This window comes from Bacillus sp. AL-1R (genome assembly GCF_052180195.1).
Taxonomy (GTDB): Bacteria; Bacillota; Bacilli; order Bacillales; family Bacillaceae_G; genus Gottfriedia.
The window spans coordinates 4,439,470-4,459,415 of sequence record NZ_CP197469.1 but is presented as its reverse complement, the minus strand read 5'-3'; the positions used below and the strand labels follow the sequence as shown (position 1 = coordinate 4,459,415).

The following is a 19,946-nucleotide window of genomic DNA, read 5'->3' as shown; positions in this document are numbered from 1 at the left end:
ACAGGTTTTACACTTGTACTATTTTTAAGTTATCCACATGGGTGAATACTGTCAAATAAAGTGGATTTTTGCAGTTTTATAAAATAAAGACTATTCAATGATATGAATAAAAATAAATATGTAGATTATATGCTTGTACAAAAGTTAAACAAGCTTTGTAAGGAGGGATTACTGTTTGGAGAATATAGGGGATCTGTGGTCCAGGGTTCTAGCAGAAATAGAAAAAAAAATAAGTAAACCAAGCTTTGAAACATGGCTAAAATCAACAAAGGCGTTTTCTTTAAAGAATGATACTTTAACTATTATTGCCCCAAATGAATTTGCCCGTGATTGGCTTGAGTCAAAGTACTCATCTTTGATAATGGATACAGTATTAGAAATAACTGGAGCGGAATTAGAGATCAAATTTATCCTTCCTCAAAATCATGTAGAAGAAATAGAGATGAATATACCGGCAGTTAAGGCAAAAGTTAAATTTGAGGAACCAGTAGAGTTCGGACAAAGTATGTTAAACCCTAAATATACTTTTGATACATTTGTAATTGGTTCAGGTAATCGCTTTGCACACGCAGCATCATTAGCGGTTGCTGAAGCGCCAGCAAAGGCCTATAACCCGTTATTTATTTACGGGGGAGTAGGATTAGGAAAAACACACTTAATGCACGCAATTGGACATTATGTACTCGAACATAATCCGAATGCAAAAGTTGTGTATTTATCATCAGAAAAGTTTACAAATGAATTTATTAACTCTATTCGTGATAATAAGGCAATTGAATTTAGAAATAAGTACCGTAATGTAGACGTACTACTTATAGATGATATTCAGTTCTTAGCTGGAAAAGAACAAACCCAAGAAGAATTTTTCCATACTTTTAATACGCTTCATGAAGAAAGTAAACAAATTGTCATCTCAAGTGACCGACCACCTAAAGAAATTCCTACATTAGAAGATCGACTTCGCTCGCGATTTGAATGGGGCCTTATTACGGATATCACACCACCAGATTTAGAAACTAGGATTGCCATTTTACGTAAAAAGGCAAAGGCTGAGGGGTTAGATATTCCAAATGAGGTAATGTTATATATTGCAAATCAAATTGATACAAATATCCGTGAATTAGAAGGAGCACTTATTCGTGTAGTCGCTTATTCATCGTTAATTAACAAGGATATAAATGCTAGTGTGGCCGCTGAAGCATTAAAGAACTTAATTACAGCAACCAAGCCTAAAACAGTATCAATACATGATATTCAACGAACAGTTGGAGAATTTTTTAACATTAAATTAGAGGATTTTAAAGCAAAGAAACGTACAAAATCCGTAGCCTTCCCAAGACAAATTGCAATGTATCTTTCAAGAGAGCTTACAGACCATTCTTTACCTAAAATAGGAGAAGAGTTTGGAGGCCGAGATCATACAACTGTTATTCATGCGCATGAAAAAATTTCAAAATTAATTGAAACTGACTCACAGCTGCAATCTCAAGTTAAAGAAATCAATGAAAAACTAAATCAGTAGAGTTATTTACCTGTGCATAACTTTCTATCTTTTTTACACAGTCTATCCACATGTTGATAGACTTATTTTTCTTTAATAAAATGTAGTTATCCACAAATCCACAGGCCCTACTACTATTACTATATTATTTTATTAATTATATAAGGAGTACAAACAATGAAATTTACTGTACAAAAAGATCATCTTGTTAAAGCTGTACAAGAGGTTATGAGAGCTGTTTCATCAAGAACAACTATTCCAATCCTAACTGGGATTAAACTAGTCGTTACAAATGAAGGACTAACTTTCACAGGTAGTGATTCAGATATATCTATAGAATCCTACTTACCAACAGTATTGGATGATCAACAACTAGTTGATGTAAAACGAACTGGAAGCATTGTATTAAATGCTCGATATTTTAGTGATATTGTAAAAAAATTACCTTCAGATTTCGTCGAATTAGAATCTGACCATAATTATGTAACAACAATAAGAGCGGGAAAAACAGAATTTAACCTAAATGGTTTTGACTCTGAGGAATATCCACTACTTCCTCAAATTGAAGAACATGAAACAATTTCAATCTCTGCTGATTTGTTAAAATTCATGATTCGTCAAACAGTGTTTGCAGTATCAACTTCAGAAACTAGACCAATTTTAACCGGTGTAAACTGGAAGATTGAAAATGGTGATCTAACTTGTATTGCTACAGATAGCCACCGATTAGCTTTAAGGCAAGCTAAAATTGACGGAAGTTCTGCAACTAGTGAATTTAAAGCTAGTGTAGTTATTCCTGGGAAAAGTCTAAATGAGTTAAGTAAAATTCTAGATGATAATGATGAAAAAGTAGAAATCGTCTTAACAGAGCACCAAGCATTATTTAAAACAAAACATCTATTGTTCTTTACACGATTATTAGAAGGTAATTATCCAGATACATCAAAATTAATTCCAAGTGAAAGTAAAACTGAACTTACTGTCATGACGAAAGAATTCTTACAAGCAATTGATCGTGCTTCTTTATTAGCAAGAGAAGGTAGAAATAATGTTGTTCACTTAGAAACAGTAGGTAACTCAGTGGTCAATGTTTCTTCTTATTCTCCTGAGATTGGAAAAGTAGTAGACGAAATCGTTTGTGAAGATATTAAAGGGGAAGAGTTAAAAATCTCTTTTAGTGCGAAATATGTTATGGATGCATTAAAAGCAATCGAAAGCCCAGAAATTTATATTCAATTCACAGGGGCTATGAGACCATTTTTAATTCGTACCGTAAATGATTCAAGAACATTGCAATTAATTTTACCAGTTCGCACATACTAGTTAGTAATTTCTATCGAAAGGGGCTGACCTAATAGAATGTACTAGCAATCTCCAATGAGAAGAATAATAAAGAATTTATTCTACAAGTTTGTTTGTTGGAGAGTGTACAGTATATTTAGGTCAGTCTTTTTTGTACTTAAAAGACAAAATAAGGGTTAAGTGTTTTTTTTCTAACAGAAGTTTAGTACAATTAAGGAATGGAAAAATGAGGGTGATTAAAAATGAAAACAGAAAAAGTTAAAATAAATACAGAATATATTACATTAGGTCAATTTTTAAAACTTGCGGGTGTAATTGACACAGGTGGAATGGCTAAATGGTTTCTATCGGAGCATGAAATCTTTGTTAACAATGAACCTGAGAATAGAAGAGGAAAAAAATTAGTTTTAAATGATACAATAACGATAACTGGAAAAGGTTCATATATTATAACTTCTTAAGTTTTGGGGGAATCCCATTGTATATTAAAGATTTACAGCTAAAACAATACCGTAATTACGAAAAACTTGAATTAAACTTCCAAAATAATGTTAATGTCATTATTGGTGAGAATGCTCAAGGAAAAACAAATTTAATGGAATCCATTTATGTGCTAGCTTTAACAAAGTCCCATCGAACAAGCAACGATAAAGAAACGATACGTTGGGATGAAGAATATGGTACAATAAAGGGTACGTTACAGAAAAAAAATCAACAAGTAACACTACAGCTAATCCTCTCAAAGAAAGGTAAGAAAGCAAAGCTAAATCATCTTGAACAGATGAAGTTAAGTCAATATATAGGCGTGATGAATGTCGTTATGTTTGCACCGGAAGATTTACATTTGGTAAAAGGTAGTCCGCAAGTGCGCCGTAAATTCCTAGATATGGAACTAGGACAAGTTTCGCCTGTTTACCTACATGAATTAAGTCAGTACCAAAGAATCCTCCAACAGCGAAATTCACTACTAAAAACATTACAATCTAGCCGAGAGCGGAACTATTTAATGCTTGAAGTCCTAACATCTCAGCTTGTAAAACATGCCGTAAAAATAATAGAAAAACGAATTTCGTTCATCAAATTACTACAAGATTGGGCATCGCCTATTCATAGTCAAATTTCTAGAGAGACCGAAAAACTAGAAATTATATATAAACCAAGCATTAATGTATCAGATTTAACAGATTTGACGAAAATGGAAGATGAGTACATAAAACAATTCGAAGCTGAAAAAGAGCGTGAAGTATCAAGAGGTACTACATTGCTCGGTCCGCATAGAGATGATTTAGTCTTTATGGTAAATGATAAAAACGTCCAAACTTTTGGATCACAAGGACAGCAGCGGACAACAGCCCTTTCATTAAAACTAGCAGAAATTGAACTGATTAAAGAAGAAGTTGGAGAATATCCTATACTTTTACTAGATGATGTTCTTTCGGAACTAGATGACTATCGTCAAACGCATTTATTAAATGCAATTCAAAATAAAGTACAAACTTTTGTCACAACAACAAGTGTCGACGGAATTCAGCACGAAACGATAAAACAAGCTAATATTATTAATGTTTCACATGGAACAATTATAAGTACTTCTCGATAATAATTTATGAAATTTCTACTACGCCGCCTAATAAGCATAGCTGAAATTTACTAATTCTTTTATGTAAAATAAAAAAAGTAGGTGAGTGTTCATGACAATGGATCAAAAGATGCAAGAACATAATTATGATGAAAATCAGATACAGGTTCTCGAAGGTTTAGAAGCCGTGCGTAAAAGACCGGGTATGTATATCGGTTCTACGAGCGGAAAAGGATTACATCATTTAGTATGGGAAATCGTTGATAATAGTATAGACGAGGCATTGGCTGGATACTGTGATGAGATTAATGTAACAATTGAAGAAGATAATAGTATTACAGTTAAAGACAATGGCCGGGGTATTCCTGTAGGTATCCATGAAAAAATGGGTAGACCTGCACTAGAAGTAATTATGACAGTGCTTCATGCAGGTGGAAAATTTGGCGGTGGCGGATACAAAGTATCTGGTGGATTACACGGGGTAGGTGCTTCAGTAGTAAATGCGTTGTCTACTTTGTTAGAAGTTCACGTACATCGTGAAGGTAATATTTATTACCAACAATTCTCAAAAGGTATACCTGTTGCAGATATGAGTATCGTTGGTGAAACTGATGTTACGGGTACAATTACTCATTTTAAGCCTGATGCAGAAATTTTCACTGAAACGACAGTTTATGAATTTGATATCCTAGCAAATCGTTTAAGAGAATTAGCGTTTCTTAATAGAGGAATTCGCTTAACAATCGAAGACCGTAGAGAAAACAAACAAAAGAAAGAATTCCATTACGAAGGTGGAATTAAATCTTACGTTGAACATTTAAATCGTTCAAAAGAAGTAATTCACGACGAACCAATTTTTGTAGTTGGTGAAAAAGACGGAATTAGTGTAGAAATTGCACTTCAATATAACGAAAGCTACACAAGTAATATATACTCATTTACGAATAACATTAATACACACGAAGGTGGTACGCACGAGGTTGGTTTTAAAACAGCTTTAACTCGTGTTATTAATGATTATGGTCGTAAAAATGGTTTGATTAAGGAACAGGATAGCAACTTATCTGGTGAGGATGTACGTGAAGGATTAACAGCGATCGTTTCAGTTAAACACCCAGATCCACAGTTTGAGGGACAAACAAAAACTAAGTTAGGTAATAGTGAAGTTCGCACGATTACAGAGCAAATTTTTGGTGAAAACCTTGAAAAGTTTTTATTAGAGAATCCAACAGAGGCTAAAAAAATAGTTGAAAAAGGTTTAATGGCAGCTAGGGCCCGCGTTGCTGCTAAAAAGGCACGTGAATTGACAAGAAGAAAAAGTGCTTTAGAAGTATCAAGTTTACCTGGGAAATTAGCTGATTGCTCTTCAAAAGATTCTTCTATTAGCGAAATTTATATCGTTGAGGGTGATTCAGCGGGCGGAAGTGCTAAACAAGGACGAGACCGTCACTTCCAAGCAATTCTTCCTTTGCGTGGAAAAATTATTAACGTAGAAAAGGCTCGACTTGATAAAATTTTATCTAATAACGAGGTTCGTTCAATGATTACTGCTTTTGGTACTGGAATCGGTGATGATTTCGATATCGAAAAAGCACGATATCATAAAATTATACTGATGACGGATGCCGATGTAGATGGCGCCCACATCCGTACTTTATTGTTAACGTTCTTATATCGTTATATGCGTCAAATCATTGAAAGTGGTTATATTTATATTGCTCAACCACCTTTATATAAGATCCAACAAGGGAAAAAAATACAATATGCTTATAACGATCGACAAATGGAAGAAATCATGTCGACTTTAAATGCAGTACCAAAACCTGTTATTCAACGATATAAAGGTCTAGGTGAAATGAACCCTGAACAGTTATGGGAAACGACAATGAATCCAGAAACTAGAACGTTACTACAAGTTAATCTTCAAGACGCGATTGAAGCAGATGAAACGTTTGAAACATTAATGGGTGAAAAAGTAGAGCCAAGACGTAACTTTATTCAAGATAACGCTAAGTATGTTAAGAATTTAGATATTTAACAAGTATTTGTAAGGAGCTATATGCTCCTTTTCTCAGGTAGATATGGAAACTAAAGGGAGGTGCCGATGTTGAGTGAAAATCAACAAATTAAAGAAATAAATATTAGTCATGAAATGCGTAATTCCTTCCTAGATTATGCAATGAGTGTAATTGTTTCTCGAGCATTACCAGATGTACGAGACGGCCTTAAGCCTGTTCATAGAAGAATTTTATATGCAATGAATGATTTAGGTATGACTGCTGAAAAAGCTTATAAAAAATCAGCGCGTATCGTTGGTGAAGTAATTGGTAAGTATCACCCGCATGGTGACTCTGCTGTATATGAAACAATGGTACGTATGGCTCAGGACTTTAACTTCAGATATATGCTAGTAGATGGCCATGGGAATTTTGGATCGGTTGATGGAGACGCTGCAGCGGCGATGCGTTATACAGAGGCTAGAATGTCTAAAATTTCGATGGAATTGATTCGTGATATTAATAAAAATACGATTGACTATCAAGATAACTACGATGGTTCTGAAAGAGAGCCAATCGTTCTTCCTGCACGATTCCCAAACTTGTTAGTAAACGGAGCAACGGGTATAGCGGTTGGTATGGCCACAAATATTCCTCCGCACCAATTAGGGGAAGTAATTGATGGTGTTCTCGCATTAAGTAAAGACCCAGAAATCACTACACAAGAATTGATGGAATATATTCAAGGTCCAGATTTTCCTACATCAGGTATGATTCTGGGGAAAAGTGGTATCCGCAAGGCCTATGAAACTGGCAAAGGCTCTATCATTATTAGGGCAAAAGTTGAAATTGAAGAAAAACCAAACGGTAGACAAACAATTATCGTTTCGGAATTACCATATCAAGTAAATAAAGCTAAACTTGTTGAACGAATTGCTGAACTAGTTCGTGATAAGAAAATAGAAGGTATTACTGATTTGCGCGATGAATCTGACCGAACTGGTATGCGTATTGTCATTGAAGTTAGAAGAGACGCAAACGCAAATGTACTTTTAAATAATTTGTATAAACAAACTGCTCTTCAAACTAGTTTTGGTATTAATTTATTGGCACTTGTAAACGGTGAACCAAAAGTCTTGTCTCTAAAGAGCTGTTTAAAACACTATTTAGACCATCAAATCGTTGTTATTAAACGTAGAACACAGTTTGAATTAGAAAAAGCAGAAGCACGTGCACATATTTTAGAAGGTTTGAAGATTGCTTTAGACCATTTAGATGAAGTAATTAGCCTAATTAGAGCTTCTCAAACAGGAGAAATCGCTAAAAATGGGTTAATGGAAAGATTTAACTTATCCGAAAAGCAAGCTCAAGCAATTTTAGATATGAGATTACAACGTTTAACTGGATTAGAGCGCGAAAAAATCGAAGAAGAATATCAAGAGCTAATCAAGCTAATTGCAGAATTAAGAGCAATTCTTGCAGATGAGGAAAGAGTTCTTGAAATTATTCGTGAAGAATTAACGCAGCTTAAAGAGCAGTATAATGATGAAAGAAGAACAGCAATTGTTCCTGGTGGAGTTGAAATCATTGAAGATGAAGACTTAATACCAGTAGAGAATATCATTGTAAGTTTAACTCATAATGGTTATATCAAACGTCTTCCGGTATCCACATATCGATCTCAACGTAGAGGTGGACGTGGTATTCAAGGAATGGGTACGAATGATGATGATTTCTTAGAACACTTACTAACACCTTCAACACATGATACAATTTTATTCTTTACGAATAAGGGAAAAGTATACCGTTCAAAAGGTTACGAGATTCCAGAGTTTAGTCGTACAGCTAAAGGATTACCAATCGTAAACTTACTAGAAATTGACCGAGATGAAAATATTAACGCTATTATTCCAGTAAGTGAATTCTTAGAGAATTGGTACCTATTCTTTACAACAAAGCAAGGAATAGCAAAACGTGTACCTCTATCTGCCTTTGCAAATATTCGCACTAACGGATTAATCGCGATTAACTTAAAAGAAGATGACGATGTAATATCGGTACGTTTAACTGACGGAACAAAAGATATTGTTGTCGGTACTTCAAAAGGTATGATGATTCGTTTTAATGAAGAAGATGTTAGATCAATGGGAAGAACGGCAACTGGTGTTAAAGCAATTACACTTTCCGATGATGATTATGTAGTTGGAATGGAAGTTGTTGAAGAACACTTAGATATTCTTGTTGTTACGGAATTAGGTTATGGTAAACGAACTGCGCAAGAAGAATATCGAATTCAAAGTCGCGGTGGTAAAGGGTTAAAAACACTTAATGTTACAGAGAAAAATGGTAAAATGATTTCATTAAAGTGTGTAAGCGATGAACAGGATTTAATGTTAATTACCGAGTCTGGTGTAATGATCCGAATGCCAATTGAACAAATTTCCCGTTTAGGTCGAGTTACTCAGGGAGTTAAATTAATAAAACTTGATCAAGAAGGTCATGTTGCAACTGTAGCAATTGCTGCGAAAGAAGAAGAGGAAATTGATGAAGAAGTTGAAAACGAGGTTGAATTAACAAATCTTGAAAACGAAGATGATGTTGAAACAACAGAAGAATAATTAAGAAGTGACCGGTAAAGAGAGAACTAATAGGTTCTCTCTTTTTTTTGGTCATAAACCAGTTTCGTAATAAGAATCAATGAGAGGAGAAATTTATATACTTCTAAAAGTTAGCGTGGGTTTATGAAGCTTAATTCCGAGTAAATTAGGAGTAACCAAATTGCCTAATACTTTCACATATAGTATAGGAAGTGTATTTACCGATATACCTTTTGCAGTCTCATTGTTTCTATTTGGTTAGTATATTTTCTTTTATTTTTCCTACTTTCGGAAAGTGTATGATAGGCTTTAGGCTTAAAGGAATACTAATGAAGCGTAATGTTTTATTTTTTTATAAATTATATTATAAAAACTATTGACCAAGGGTGTAGGATTTGTTATTATATAGAAGTCGCCAAGAGATACGGACGACAAAATGAACTTTGAAAACTAAACAAAACATGAAGTAAACGTCAATTATTAGTTTTTTGAGCAATACAAGATTTAAACTTAACTTTTATGGAGAGTTTGATCCTGGCTCAGGACGAACGCTGGCGGCGTGCCTAATACATGCAAGTCGAGCGGACTAATGGGAGCTTGCTCCCATTAGTTAGCGGCGGACGGGTGAGTAACACGTGGGCAACCTACCTGTAAGACTGGGATAACTTCGGGAAACCGGAGCTAATACCGGATGACATTAAGAAACTCCTGTTCCTTAATTGAAAGATGGCCTTTAGCTATCACTTACAGATGGGCCCGCGGCGCATTAGCTAGTTGGTGAGGTAACGGCTCACCAAGGCGACGATGCGTAGCCGACCTGAGAGGGTGATCGGCCACACTGGGACTGAGACACGGCCCAGACTCCTACGGGAGGCAGCAGTAGGGAATCTTCCGCAATGGACGAAAGTCTGACGGAGCAACGCCGCGTGAGCGATGAAGGCCTTCGGGTCGTAAAGCTCTGTTGTTAGGGAAGAACAAGTGCTAGTTGAATAAGCTGGCACCTTGACGGTACCTAACCAGAAAGCCACGGCTAACTACGTGCCAGCAGCCGCGGTAATACGTAGGTGGCAAGCGTTGTCCGGAATTATTGGGCGTAAAGCGCGCGCAGGCGGTTTCTTAAGTCTGATGTGAAAGCCCCCGGCTCAACCGGGGAGGGTCATTGGAAACTGGGAAACTTGAGTGCAGAAGAGGAAAGTGGAATTCCAAGTGTAGCGGTGAAATGCGTAGAGATTTGGAGGAACACCAGTGGCGAAGGCGACTTTCTGGTCTGTAACTGACGCTGAGGCGCGAAAGCGTGGGGAGCAAACAGGATTAGATACCCTGGTAGTCCACGCCGTAAACGATGAGTGCTAAGTGTTAGAGGGTTTCCGCCCTTTAGTGCTGAAGTTAACGCATTAAGCACTCCGCCTGGGGAGTACGGTCGCAAGACTGAAACTCAAAGGAATTGACGGGGGCCCGCACAAGTGGTGGAGCATGTGGTTTAATTCGAAGCAACGCGAAGAACCTTACCAGGTCTTGACATCCTCTGACAACCCTAGAGATAGGGCTTTCCCTTCGGGGACAGAGTGACAGGTGGTGCATGGTTGTCGTCAGCTCGTGTCGTGAGATGTTGGGTTAAGTCCCGCAACGAGCGCAACCCTTGATCTTAGTTGCCAGCATTCAGTTGGGCACTCTAAGGTGACTGCCGGTGACAAACCGGAGGAAGGTGGGGATGACGTCAAATCATCATGCCCCTTATGACCTGGGCTACACACGTGCTACAATGGATAGTACAAAGGGTTGCAAGACCGCGAGGTGGAGCTAATCCCATAAAACTATTCTCAGTTCGGATTGTAGGCTGCAACTCGCCTACATGAAGCCGGAATCACTAGTAATCGCGGATCAGCATGCCGCGGTGAATACGTTCCCGGGCCTTGTACACACCGCCCGTCACACCACGAGAGTTTGTAACACCCGAAGTCGGTGGGGTAACCTTTTAGGGGCCAGCCGCCTAAGGTGGGACAGATGATTGGGGTGAAGTCGTAACAAGGTAGCCGTATCGGAAGGTGCGGCTGGATCACCTCCTTTCTATGGAGACATCATGAACCGATGGTTCATGTATGAAATGTTTCTTCATTGTTTTGTTTAGTTTTGAGAGTTCACTCTCAACATTTGTACCTTGAAAACTAGATAATGTCATTCATTAAACTGCGTAAGTTTAATTCAATTAGTTTTAAAATTAGTTAAGTTAGAAAGGGCGCACGGTGGATGCCTTGGCACTAGGAGTCGATGAAGGACGGGACTAACACCGATATGCTTCGGGGAGCTGTAAGTAAGCTTTGATCCGGAGATTTCCGAATGGGGGAACCCACTACTCGTAATGGAGTAGTATCTTTACCTGAATACATAGGGTACTGAGGACAGACCCAGGGAACTGAAACATCTAAGTACCTGGAGGAATAGAAAGCAATAGCGATTTCCCAAGTAGCGGCGAGCGAAAAGGAAGATAGCCCAAACCAAGAGGCTTGCCTCTTGGGGTTGTAGGACACTCTATACGGAGTTACAAAGGAACGGGGTAAATGAAGTGACCTGGAAAGGTCCGTCGAAGAAGGTAAAAACCCTGTAGTTGAAACCTCGTTCCCTCTTGAGTGGATCCTGAGTACGGCGGAACACGTGAAATTCCGTCGGAATCTGGGAGGACCATCTCCCAAGGCTAAATACTACCTAGTGACCGATAGTGAACCAGTACCGTGAGGGAAAGGTGAAAAGCACCCCGGAAGGGGAGTGAAAGAGAACCTGAAACCGTGTGCTTACAAATAGTCAGAGCTCGTTAACGAGTGATGGCGTGCCTTTTGTAGAATGAACCGGCGAGTTACGATCCCGTGCAAGGTTAAGTTGAAGAGACGGAGCCGCAGCGAAAGCGAGTCTGAATAGGGCGATTTAGTACGTGGTCGTAGACCCGAAACCGAGTGATCTACCCATGTCCAGGATGAAGTTCAGGTAACACTGAATGGAGGTCCGAACCCACGCACGTTGAAAAGTGCGGGGATGAGGTGTGGGTAGCGGAGAAATTCCAATCGAACTCGGAGATAGCTGGTTCTCCCCGAAATAGCTTTAGGGCTAGCCTTATGTGTTAGAGTCTTGGAGGTAGAGCACTGATTGGACTAGGGGCCCCCAACGGGTTACCGAATTCAGTCAAACTCCGAATGCCAATGACTTATCCATAGGAGTCAGACTACGAGTGATAAGATCCGTGGTCAAGAGGGAAACAGCCCAGACCGCCAGCTAAGGTCCCAAAGTATACGTTAAGTGGAAAAGGATGTGGAGTTGCTTAGACAACCAGGATGTTGGCTTAGAAGCAGCCACCATTTAAAGAGTGCGTAATAGCTCACTGGTCGAGTGACTCTGCGCCGAAAATGTAACGGGGCTAAACGTATCACCGAAGCTGCGGATTGATACCATATGGTATCAGTGGTAGGGGAGCGTTCTAAGGGCGTTGAAGCTAGATCGTAAGGACTGGTGGAGCGCTTAGAAGTGAGAATGCCGGTATGAGTAGCGAAAGACGGGTGAGAATCCCGTCCACCGTATGCCTAAGGTTTCCTGGGGAAGGCTCGTCCTCCCAGGGTTAGTCAGGACCTAAGCCGAGGCCGACAGGCGTAGGCGATGGACAACAGGTTGATATTCCTGTACCACCTCATTTCCGTTTGAGCGATGGAGGGACGCAGAAAGATAGGGTAAGCGCGCTGCTGGATATGCGCGTCCAAGCAATTAGGCTGATGTGTAGGCAAATCCGCACATCGTAAGGCTGAGTTGTGATGGCGAGGGAAATATAGTACCGAAGTTCCTGATTCTACGCTGCCAAGAAAAGCTTCTAGCGAGGAAATAGGTGCCTGTACCGCAAACCGACACAGGTAGGCGAGGAGAGAATCCTAAGGTGAGCGAGAGAACTATGGTTAAGGAACTCGGCAAAATGACCCCGTAACTTCGGGAGAAGGGGTGCTCTTTTGGGTGTATGCCCGGGAGAGCCGCAGTGAAAAGGCCCAAGCGACTGTTTAGCAAAAACACAGGTCTCTGCGAAGCCGCAAGGCGAAGTATAGGGGCTGACGCCTGCCCGGTGCTGGAAGGTTAAGAGGAGGGGTTATCCCTTACGGGAGAAGCTCTGAATTGAAGCCCCAGTAAACGGCGGCCGTAACTATAACGGTCCTAAGGTAGCGAAATTCCTTGTCGGGTAAGTTCCGACCCGCACGAAAGGCGTAACGATTTGGGCACTGTCTCAACCATAGACTCGGTGAAATTATAGTACCTGTGAAGATGCAGGTTACCCGCGACAGGACGGAAAGACCCCGTGGAGCTTTACTGCAGCTTGATATTGAATTTTGGTACAGCTTGTACAGGATAGGTAGGAGCCTGAGAAGCCGGAGCGCTAGCTTCGGTGGAGGCGTCGGTGGGATACTACCCTGGCTGTATTGAAATTCTAACCTAGAGCCGTGATCCGGCTCGGAGACAGTGTCAGGTGGGCAGTTTGACTGGGGCGGTCGCCTCCTAAAGAGTAACGGAGGCGCCCAAAGGTTCCCTCAGAATGGTTGGAAATCATTCGAAGAGTGTAAAGGCATAAGGGAGCTTGACTGCGAGACCTACAAGTCGAGCAGGGACGAAAGTCGGGCTTAGTGATCCGGTGGTTCCGCATGGAAGGGCCATCGCTCAACGGATAAAAGCTACCCCGGGGATAACAGGCTTATCTCCCCCAAGAGTCCACATCGACGGGGAGGTTTGGCACCTCGATGTCGGCTCATCGCATCCTGGGGCTGTAGTCGGTCCCAAGGGTTGGGCTGTTCGCCCATTAAAGCGGTACGCGAGCTGGGTTCAGAACGTCGTGAGACAGTTCGGTCCCTATCCGTCGTGGGCGCAGGAAATTTGAGAGGAGCTGTCCTTAGTACGAGAGGACCGGGATGGACACACCGCTGGTGTACCAGTTGTTCTGCCAAGAGCATGGCTGGGTAGCTATGTGTGGAAGGGATAAGTGCTGAAAGCATCTAAGCATGAAGCCCCCCTCAAGATGAGATTTCCCATAGCGTTAAGCTAGTAAGACCCCTGAGAGACGATCAGGTTGATAGGTCAGAGGTGGAAGCGTGGTGACACGTGGAGCTGACTGATACTAATCGGTCGAGGACTTAACTAACAAGTTTGATAATGACATTATCTAGTTTTGAGGGTACGAAGTACAACTCAAATACAAATCAGGTGATTATTGCGAAGAGGTCACACCCGTTCCCATACCGAACACGGCAGTTAAGCTCTTCAGCGTCGATGGTAGTTGGGGGTTTCCCCCTGTGAGAGTAGAACGTCGCCTGGTAAAAAAAAGCATCAGCTATTTGGCTGATGCTTTTTTTGCGTTATAAAGATTATTAGTTAATATATTGATTTAAGTGAAAAAATAATATTTTGTTCATTCTTTATTCATATTTTAATTGTAAATTTTAAAGGTAATGTAGATAAAAAATAGTAAGTATAAGGAGTAAAGATATGAAAGAAGAAACTAATTTAAATAAAAAAAATGATTGGAGAAATTTTATTTCTTTAATAAAAAATGCTAATCCTCCTAAATGGTTGTTCGCAATAGGCTTATTATTAAGTGTAGCTACTACTTTAGTAGGATTACTATTACCTTTGCTTACAAAAAAATTTGTAGATGGTTTTTCATTAGCATCCTTAAGTACAGGGCAAATAGCTATATTTATTGCAGTACTAATAATACAGGCTATTTCATCAGCAGCTTCTATTTATCTGCTTAGCCGGGTAGGGAACACAGTTGTTGCAAATGTTAGACACCGATTGTGGAAGAAAATGATTGTACTCCCAATATCTTATTTTGATGAGACCCAGACCGGAGATAATGTTAGTCGCGTTACGAATGATACAGCAGTTTTAAAAGGACTAATAACAGAGCATATTACTAACTTTTTAACAGGGATCATTTCAATTATTGGATCTTTTATATTACTACTAGTATTAGATTGGAAAATGACTTTAGTAACTTTTAGCATTATTCCTGTCATTGCTTTAATATTTATCCCTATTGGAAAGCAAATGTCAAAGTTATCAAAAGCAACTCAAGATGAAACGGCAAAATTCACATCATTAATAAACCAAGTTTTTTCAGAGATTAGATTAGTAAAGGTTTCGAATGCAGAAACAACCGAAATTTCAAACGGAGACAAGGGAATTATAAATTTATTATCTTTCGGTATAAAGGAAGGGAAATTACATTCTTTCATTGGACCAATTGTTTCCTTAGTAATGATGCTTATTTTAGTAGTTATTATTGGATACGGTGGGGTCAGAGTCTCATCAGGTGCAATAACTGCAGGAGCTTTAGTAGCCTATATATTATATTTATTCCAAATTATTTTCCCAGTAACACAAATTACACATTTCTTTACGGAGCTTCAAAAAACAAAAGGTGCTACTGAAAGAATGATTAGTATATTAGAGTTAGATGAAGAAGACTATCAAACTGGAAAAAAAGAAGTTGATATGAGTTTACCAATTAATATTAATAAGTTACATTTTGCGTATAAGGAAGAAGAGTTGTTAACTAATCTTAATTTTGTGATCCCTCCAGGTAAGGTAACGGCTATTGTTGGTCCAAGTGGAAGCGGAAAGACCACATTATTTTCACTTATTGAAAGATTTTATCCTCCAAAAAGTGGAGATATAACGATTGGGAATAATTCAATTAATAGCTTCAATTTAGAGAGCTGGAGAAAACAAATAGGTTATGTTGCTCAAGAAAGTCCTTTAATTGTCGGTACAATTAGAGATAACATTTGCTATGGAATTAAAAGAGAAATACCTGATAAAGAGCTGACTTATGTATCACGTATGGCATACGTGGATCAATTTGTAAATGACTTACCCGATGGTTATGATACGGAGGTTGGAGAACGAGGTATAAAACTATCTGGTGGGCAAAGACAAAGAATAGGGATTGCGAGAGCTTTACTAAGAAACCCTAAGTTGTTAATGCTGGATGAGGCAACTTCCAATCTTGATAGTAGGTCGGAGTTAGTTGTACAAAATGCACTTTCCAATTTAATGAAAGGAAGAACTACTTTAATTATTGCCCATCGTCTTTCCACAGTTATCGATGCGGATCAAATTGTATTTTTAGACAATGGAAAAGTAACTGGTATTGGAACACATGATGAATTGTATAAAAACCATATAATGTACAGGGAATTTGCTAATCAGCAATTAAGAGTAAATAGTGCAGTGTAATAATATTGAGGGAAGGTGTTTTTATGGCCAGTATTTTAATCGTAGATGATGATCCACATATCCGAAAACTGTTAAACGTATTACTTAAAGAAGAAGGTTTTATTGTTTTTGAGGCTACAAATGGTATTGAAGCACTTAGTGTTTTTGAAAGTAACAAAATAGATATGTTAATTATAGACTTAATGATGCCCAAAATGGATGGATTTGAGCTCTGTCGAGAAATACGCAATGAATATGATCTCCCGATAATTATGTTGACTGCAAAAGGTGAAACCGAACAAAAAGTTAGAGGGTTTAAGTTAGGAACTGATGACTATATCGTAAAACCATTTGAACCAGTCGAATTGGTTGTTCGAGTAAAAGCTTTGTTAAGAAGAGCAAAAATATCTTCATCCCAAATTGTTCAAATAGGAAATTTAACGATAGATCACGGTAATTACAAAGTCCTAAACAATAACCAAGTGGTCAACATGCCATTGAAGGAATTAGAGCTTTTATATACTTTGGCGAGTTCTTTAGGAAGAACTTATTCAAGGGAACAGTTAATTGAAAACATTTGGGGGTTCGATTATGCAGGGGATGAAAGAACTGTTGATGTTCATATAAAAAGATTAAGGGAAAGATTTCCTGAGAAAAAATTTGGTTTTAAAATTTCTACTGTATGGGGTTTAGGGTATCGAATGGAGTTATTAAAATGAAAGTACTAAAAAAAATTAGAGATATTATAGGGGCTATATTATTATTAACGACTGCAATAACGCTAGGAAGCGTGATTGTTCACTATTCTACTTATTACTTATATGAACATCAACTCACAAATTTATCGAATTTAACGAAACAAATTATAAGTACTTTTTTAACTTTTCTACTGTTAATGCTCGGAGGTGCAATATTCGGTAGAATGTTCCATCATCCAAAGCAAATGAAAATGGTAAAAGAAATAATGCAGGCAATTCGAAGTATTTCAAGAGGAGAGTTTAATGTATCAGTGGATCTTGAAAAATTTAGGAATGCATTTGGTGGTGAAATTGGTCAGATAATAGATAGCTTTAACCATATGGCAAAAAATTTAAATCAAATGGAAAACATGCGACAGGAGTTTATTTCTAATGTTTCACATGAAATTCAATCTCCTTTAACATCTATTAAAGGTTTTGCTAAAGTATTACAAAATGAAAGTTTGCCATTAGAAGAACGAAAACAATATTTAAATATAATTGAGTATGAAAGTACAAGATTATCGAAGCTAAGTGATAACCTACTAAAGCTAACTTCACTAGAGTCACAAAACCAACCAATAGAAAAGAATAATTTTTCGTTAAATAGCCAACTTATGTACGCATTGATAAGCTGCGAACCCCAAATAATAGAAAAGAATATCAATATGCATGTTAACTTTGGTAAAATTGACATTATTGGAGACGAAGCTCTTTTAAATCAAGTTTGGATGAATTTAATTATAAACAGTATAAAATTTACTCCTAACAATGGAGATATATTTATATCTGCCGTTCAAGATAATGACAAGGTGGTTATACAAATTCAAGATACTGGAATTGGTATTTCCGAAGAAGATCGGGTGCATATATTTGAAAGGTTTTATAAAGCAGATAAATCAAGAGACAGAACAACCGGCGGTAATGGATTAGGTTTATCTATCGTAAAGAAAATTGTTGATATGCATAACGGAATAGTTTACGTAGAAAGTGAGCTTGGCAAAGGATCACTATTTGTAGTTGAATTACCTTTAATCGCGGTGTAATGTTTCTTTATTATAGTAATTAGAGCTTAGTAAAGTTAACGTCTCTTTTACTATAATAAGAAACATTATCTTTTTTTATGATAAAGTTATTGCAATCGTAAAAGAATAATGGTATATTATTAAACGTTGTCACATTAAAACAATAGATGAGGCAAGAAAATAACATAAAAAAGTTATTGACTAAACAAACTTGAATGTGTTATTATAATATAAGTCGCTAAGAAGTAAGCGGCGAAATGAACTTTGAAAACTAAACAAAACATGAAGTAAACGTCAATTATTAGTTTTTTGAGCAATACAAGATTTAAACTTAACTTTTATGGAGAGTTTGATCCTGGCTCAGGACGAACGCTGGCGGCGTGCCTAATACATGCAAGTCGAGCGGACTAATGGGAGCTTGCTCCCGTTAGTTAGCGGCGGACGGGTGAGTAACACGTGGGCAACCTACCTGTAAGACTGGGATAACTTCGGGAAACCGGAGCTAATACCGGATGACATTAAGGAACTCCTGTTCCTTAATTGAAAGATGGCTTTTAGCTATCACTTACAGATGGGCCCGCGGCGCATTAGCTAGTTGGTGAGGTAACGGCTCACCAAGGCGACGATGCGTAGCCGACCTGAGAGGGTGATCGGCCACACTGGGACTGAGACACGGCCCAGACTCCTACGGGAGGCAGCAGTAGGGAATCTTCCGCAATGGACGAAAGTCTGACGGAGCAACGCCGCGTGAGCGATGAAGGCCTTCGGGTCGTAAAGCTCTGTTGTTAGGGAAGAACAAGTGCTAGTTGAATAAGCTGGCACCTTGACGGTACCTAACCAGAAAGCCACGGCTAACTACGTGCCAGCAGCCGCGGTAATACGTAGGTGGCAAGCGTTGTCCGGAATTATTGGGCGTAAAGCGCGCGCAGGCGGTTTCTTAAGTCTGATGTGAAAGCCCCCGGCTCAACCGGGGAGGGTCATTGGAAACTGGGAAACTTGAGTGCAGAAGAGGAAAGTGGAATTCCAAGTGTAGCGGTGAAATGCGTAGAGATTTGGAGGAACACCAGTGGCGAAGGCGACTTTCTGGTCTGTAACTGACGCTGAGGCGCGAAAGCGTGGGGAGCAAACAGGATTAGATACCCTGGTAGTCCACGCCGTAAACGATGAGTGCTAAGTGTTAGAGGGTTTCCGCCCTTTAGTGCTGAAGTTAACGCATTAAGCACTCCGCCTGGGGAGTACGGTCGCAAGACTGAAACTCAAAGGAATTGACGGGGGCCCGCACAAGTGGTGGAGCATGTGGTTTAATTCGAAGCAACGCGAAGAACCTTACCAGGTCTTGACATCCTCTGACAACCCTAGAGATAGGGCTTTCCCTTCGGGGACAGAGTGACAGGTGGTGCATGGTTGTCGTCAGCTCGTGTCGTGAGATGTTGGGTTAAGTCCCGCAACGAGCGCAACCCTTGATCTTAGTTGCCAGCATTCAGTTGGGCACTCTAAGGTGACTGCCGGTGACAAACCGGAGGAAGGTGGGGATGACGTCAAATCATCATGCCCCTTATGACCTGGGCTACACACGTGCTACAATGGATAGTACAAAGGGTTGCAAGACCGCGAGGTGGAGCTAATCCCATAAAACTATTCTCAGTTCGGATTGTAGGCTGCAACTCGCCTACATGAAGCCGGAATCACTAGTAATCGCGGATCAGCATGCCGCGGTGAATACGTTCCCGGGCCTTGTACACACCGCCCGTCACACCACGAGAGTTTGTAACACCCGAAGTCGGTGGGGTAACCTTTTAGGGGCCAGCCGCCTAAGGTGGGACAGATGATTGGGGTGAAGTCGTAACAAGGTAGCCGTATCGGAAGGTGCGGCTGGATCACCTCCTTTCTATGGAGACATCATGAACCGACGGTTCATGTATGAAATGTTTCTTCATTGTTTTGTTTAGTTTTGAGAGTTCACTCTCAACAT

9 protein-coding genes and 4 rRNA genes are annotated in these 19,946 nt (G+C 39.3%); all 13 read left to right on the top strand.

Going from position 1 to position 19,946, the window contains the following annotated elements:
* Window positions 1-175: 175 nt before the first annotated feature.
* The 13 genes from dnaA (at window position 176) to ACSBO6_RS21285 (ending at window position 19,862) form a co-directional block, all read left to right on the top strand.
* The gene (gene dnaA / locus ACSBO6_RS21345; RefSeq protein ID WP_098844406.1) at window positions 176-1,522 is read left to right on the top strand and encodes a chromosomal replication initiator protein DnaA; all 1,347 of its coding nucleotides are present in this window, start codon (window positions 176-178) and stop codon (window positions 1,520-1,522) included.
* Window positions 1,523-1,678: 156 nt separating this feature from the next.
* A complete protein-coding gene (gene dnaN, locus ACSBO6_RS21340) occupies window positions 1,679-2,824 on the top strand; it encodes a DNA polymerase III subunit beta (protein ID WP_098844404.1) in 1,146 nt (381 codons plus the stop codon).
* A 221-nt stretch (window positions 2,825-3,045) separates the two neighbouring features.
* Window positions 3,046-3,264, top strand: a complete 219-nt coding sequence (gene yaaA, locus ACSBO6_RS21335) for a S4 domain-containing protein YaaA (protein ID WP_098844401.1) — start codon at window positions 3,046-3,048, stop codon at window positions 3,262-3,264.
* A 17-nt stretch (window positions 3,265-3,281) separates the two neighbouring features.
* A complete protein-coding gene (gene recF, locus ACSBO6_RS21330; RefSeq protein WP_498843962.1) occupies window positions 3,282-4,403 on the top strand; it encodes a DNA replication/repair protein RecF in 1,122 nt (373 codons plus the stop codon).
* A gap of 97 nt (window positions 4,404-4,500) precedes the next feature.
* Window positions 4,501-6,420: a DNA topoisomerase (ATP-hydrolyzing) subunit B gene (gene gyrB, locus ACSBO6_RS21325; protein WP_098844586.1), complete on the top strand. Its 1,920-nt coding sequence runs from the start codon at window positions 4,501-4,503 to the stop codon at window positions 6,418-6,420.
* Window positions 6,421-6,486: 66 nt separating this feature from the next.
* Window positions 6,487-8,997, top strand: coding sequence for a DNA gyrase subunit A (gene gyrA, locus ACSBO6_RS21320; protein WP_098844395.1), 2,511 nt, complete (start codon window positions 6,487-6,489; stop codon window positions 8,995-8,997).
* Window positions 8,998-9,492: 495 nt separating this feature from the next.
* Window positions 9,493-11,043 (top strand): 16S ribosomal RNA (locus tag ACSBO6_RS21315).
* A 153-nt stretch (window positions 11,044-11,196) separates the two neighbouring features.
* Window positions 11,197-14,134 (top strand): 23S ribosomal RNA (locus ACSBO6_RS21310).
* 58 nt (window positions 14,135-14,192) lie between these two features.
* Window positions 14,193-14,308, top strand: a 5S ribosomal RNA gene (rrf, locus tag ACSBO6_RS21305).
* Together the 16S, 23S and 5S rRNA genes form the textbook arrangement of a ribosomal RNA operon.
* A 170-nt stretch (window positions 14,309-14,478) precedes the next feature.
* Entirely contained in the window at window positions 14,479-16,233 is a 1,755-nt protein-coding gene (locus tag ACSBO6_RS21300) for an ABC transporter ATP-binding protein (RefSeq protein ID WP_098847313.1), read from the top strand.
* Between the two features lie 23 nt (window positions 16,234-16,256).
* On the top strand, window positions 16,257-16,931 hold the full coding sequence (locus ACSBO6_RS21295; RefSeq protein WP_098847316.1) for a response regulator transcription factor: 675 nt from the start codon (window positions 16,257-16,259) through the stop codon (window positions 16,929-16,931).
* The gene (locus ACSBO6_RS21290; protein ID WP_180232985.1) at window positions 16,928-17,995 is read left to right on the top strand and encodes a HAMP domain-containing sensor histidine kinase; all 1,068 of its coding nucleotides are present in this window, start codon (window positions 16,928-16,930) and stop codon (window positions 17,993-17,995) included. Before ACSBO6_RS21295 ends, ACSBO6_RS21290 begins: the two co-directional genes overlap by 4 nt.
* 316 nt (window positions 17,996-18,311) lie before the next feature.
* Window positions 18,312-19,862 (top strand): 16S ribosomal RNA (locus ACSBO6_RS21285).
* Window positions 19,863-19,946: the final 84 nt, after the last annotated feature.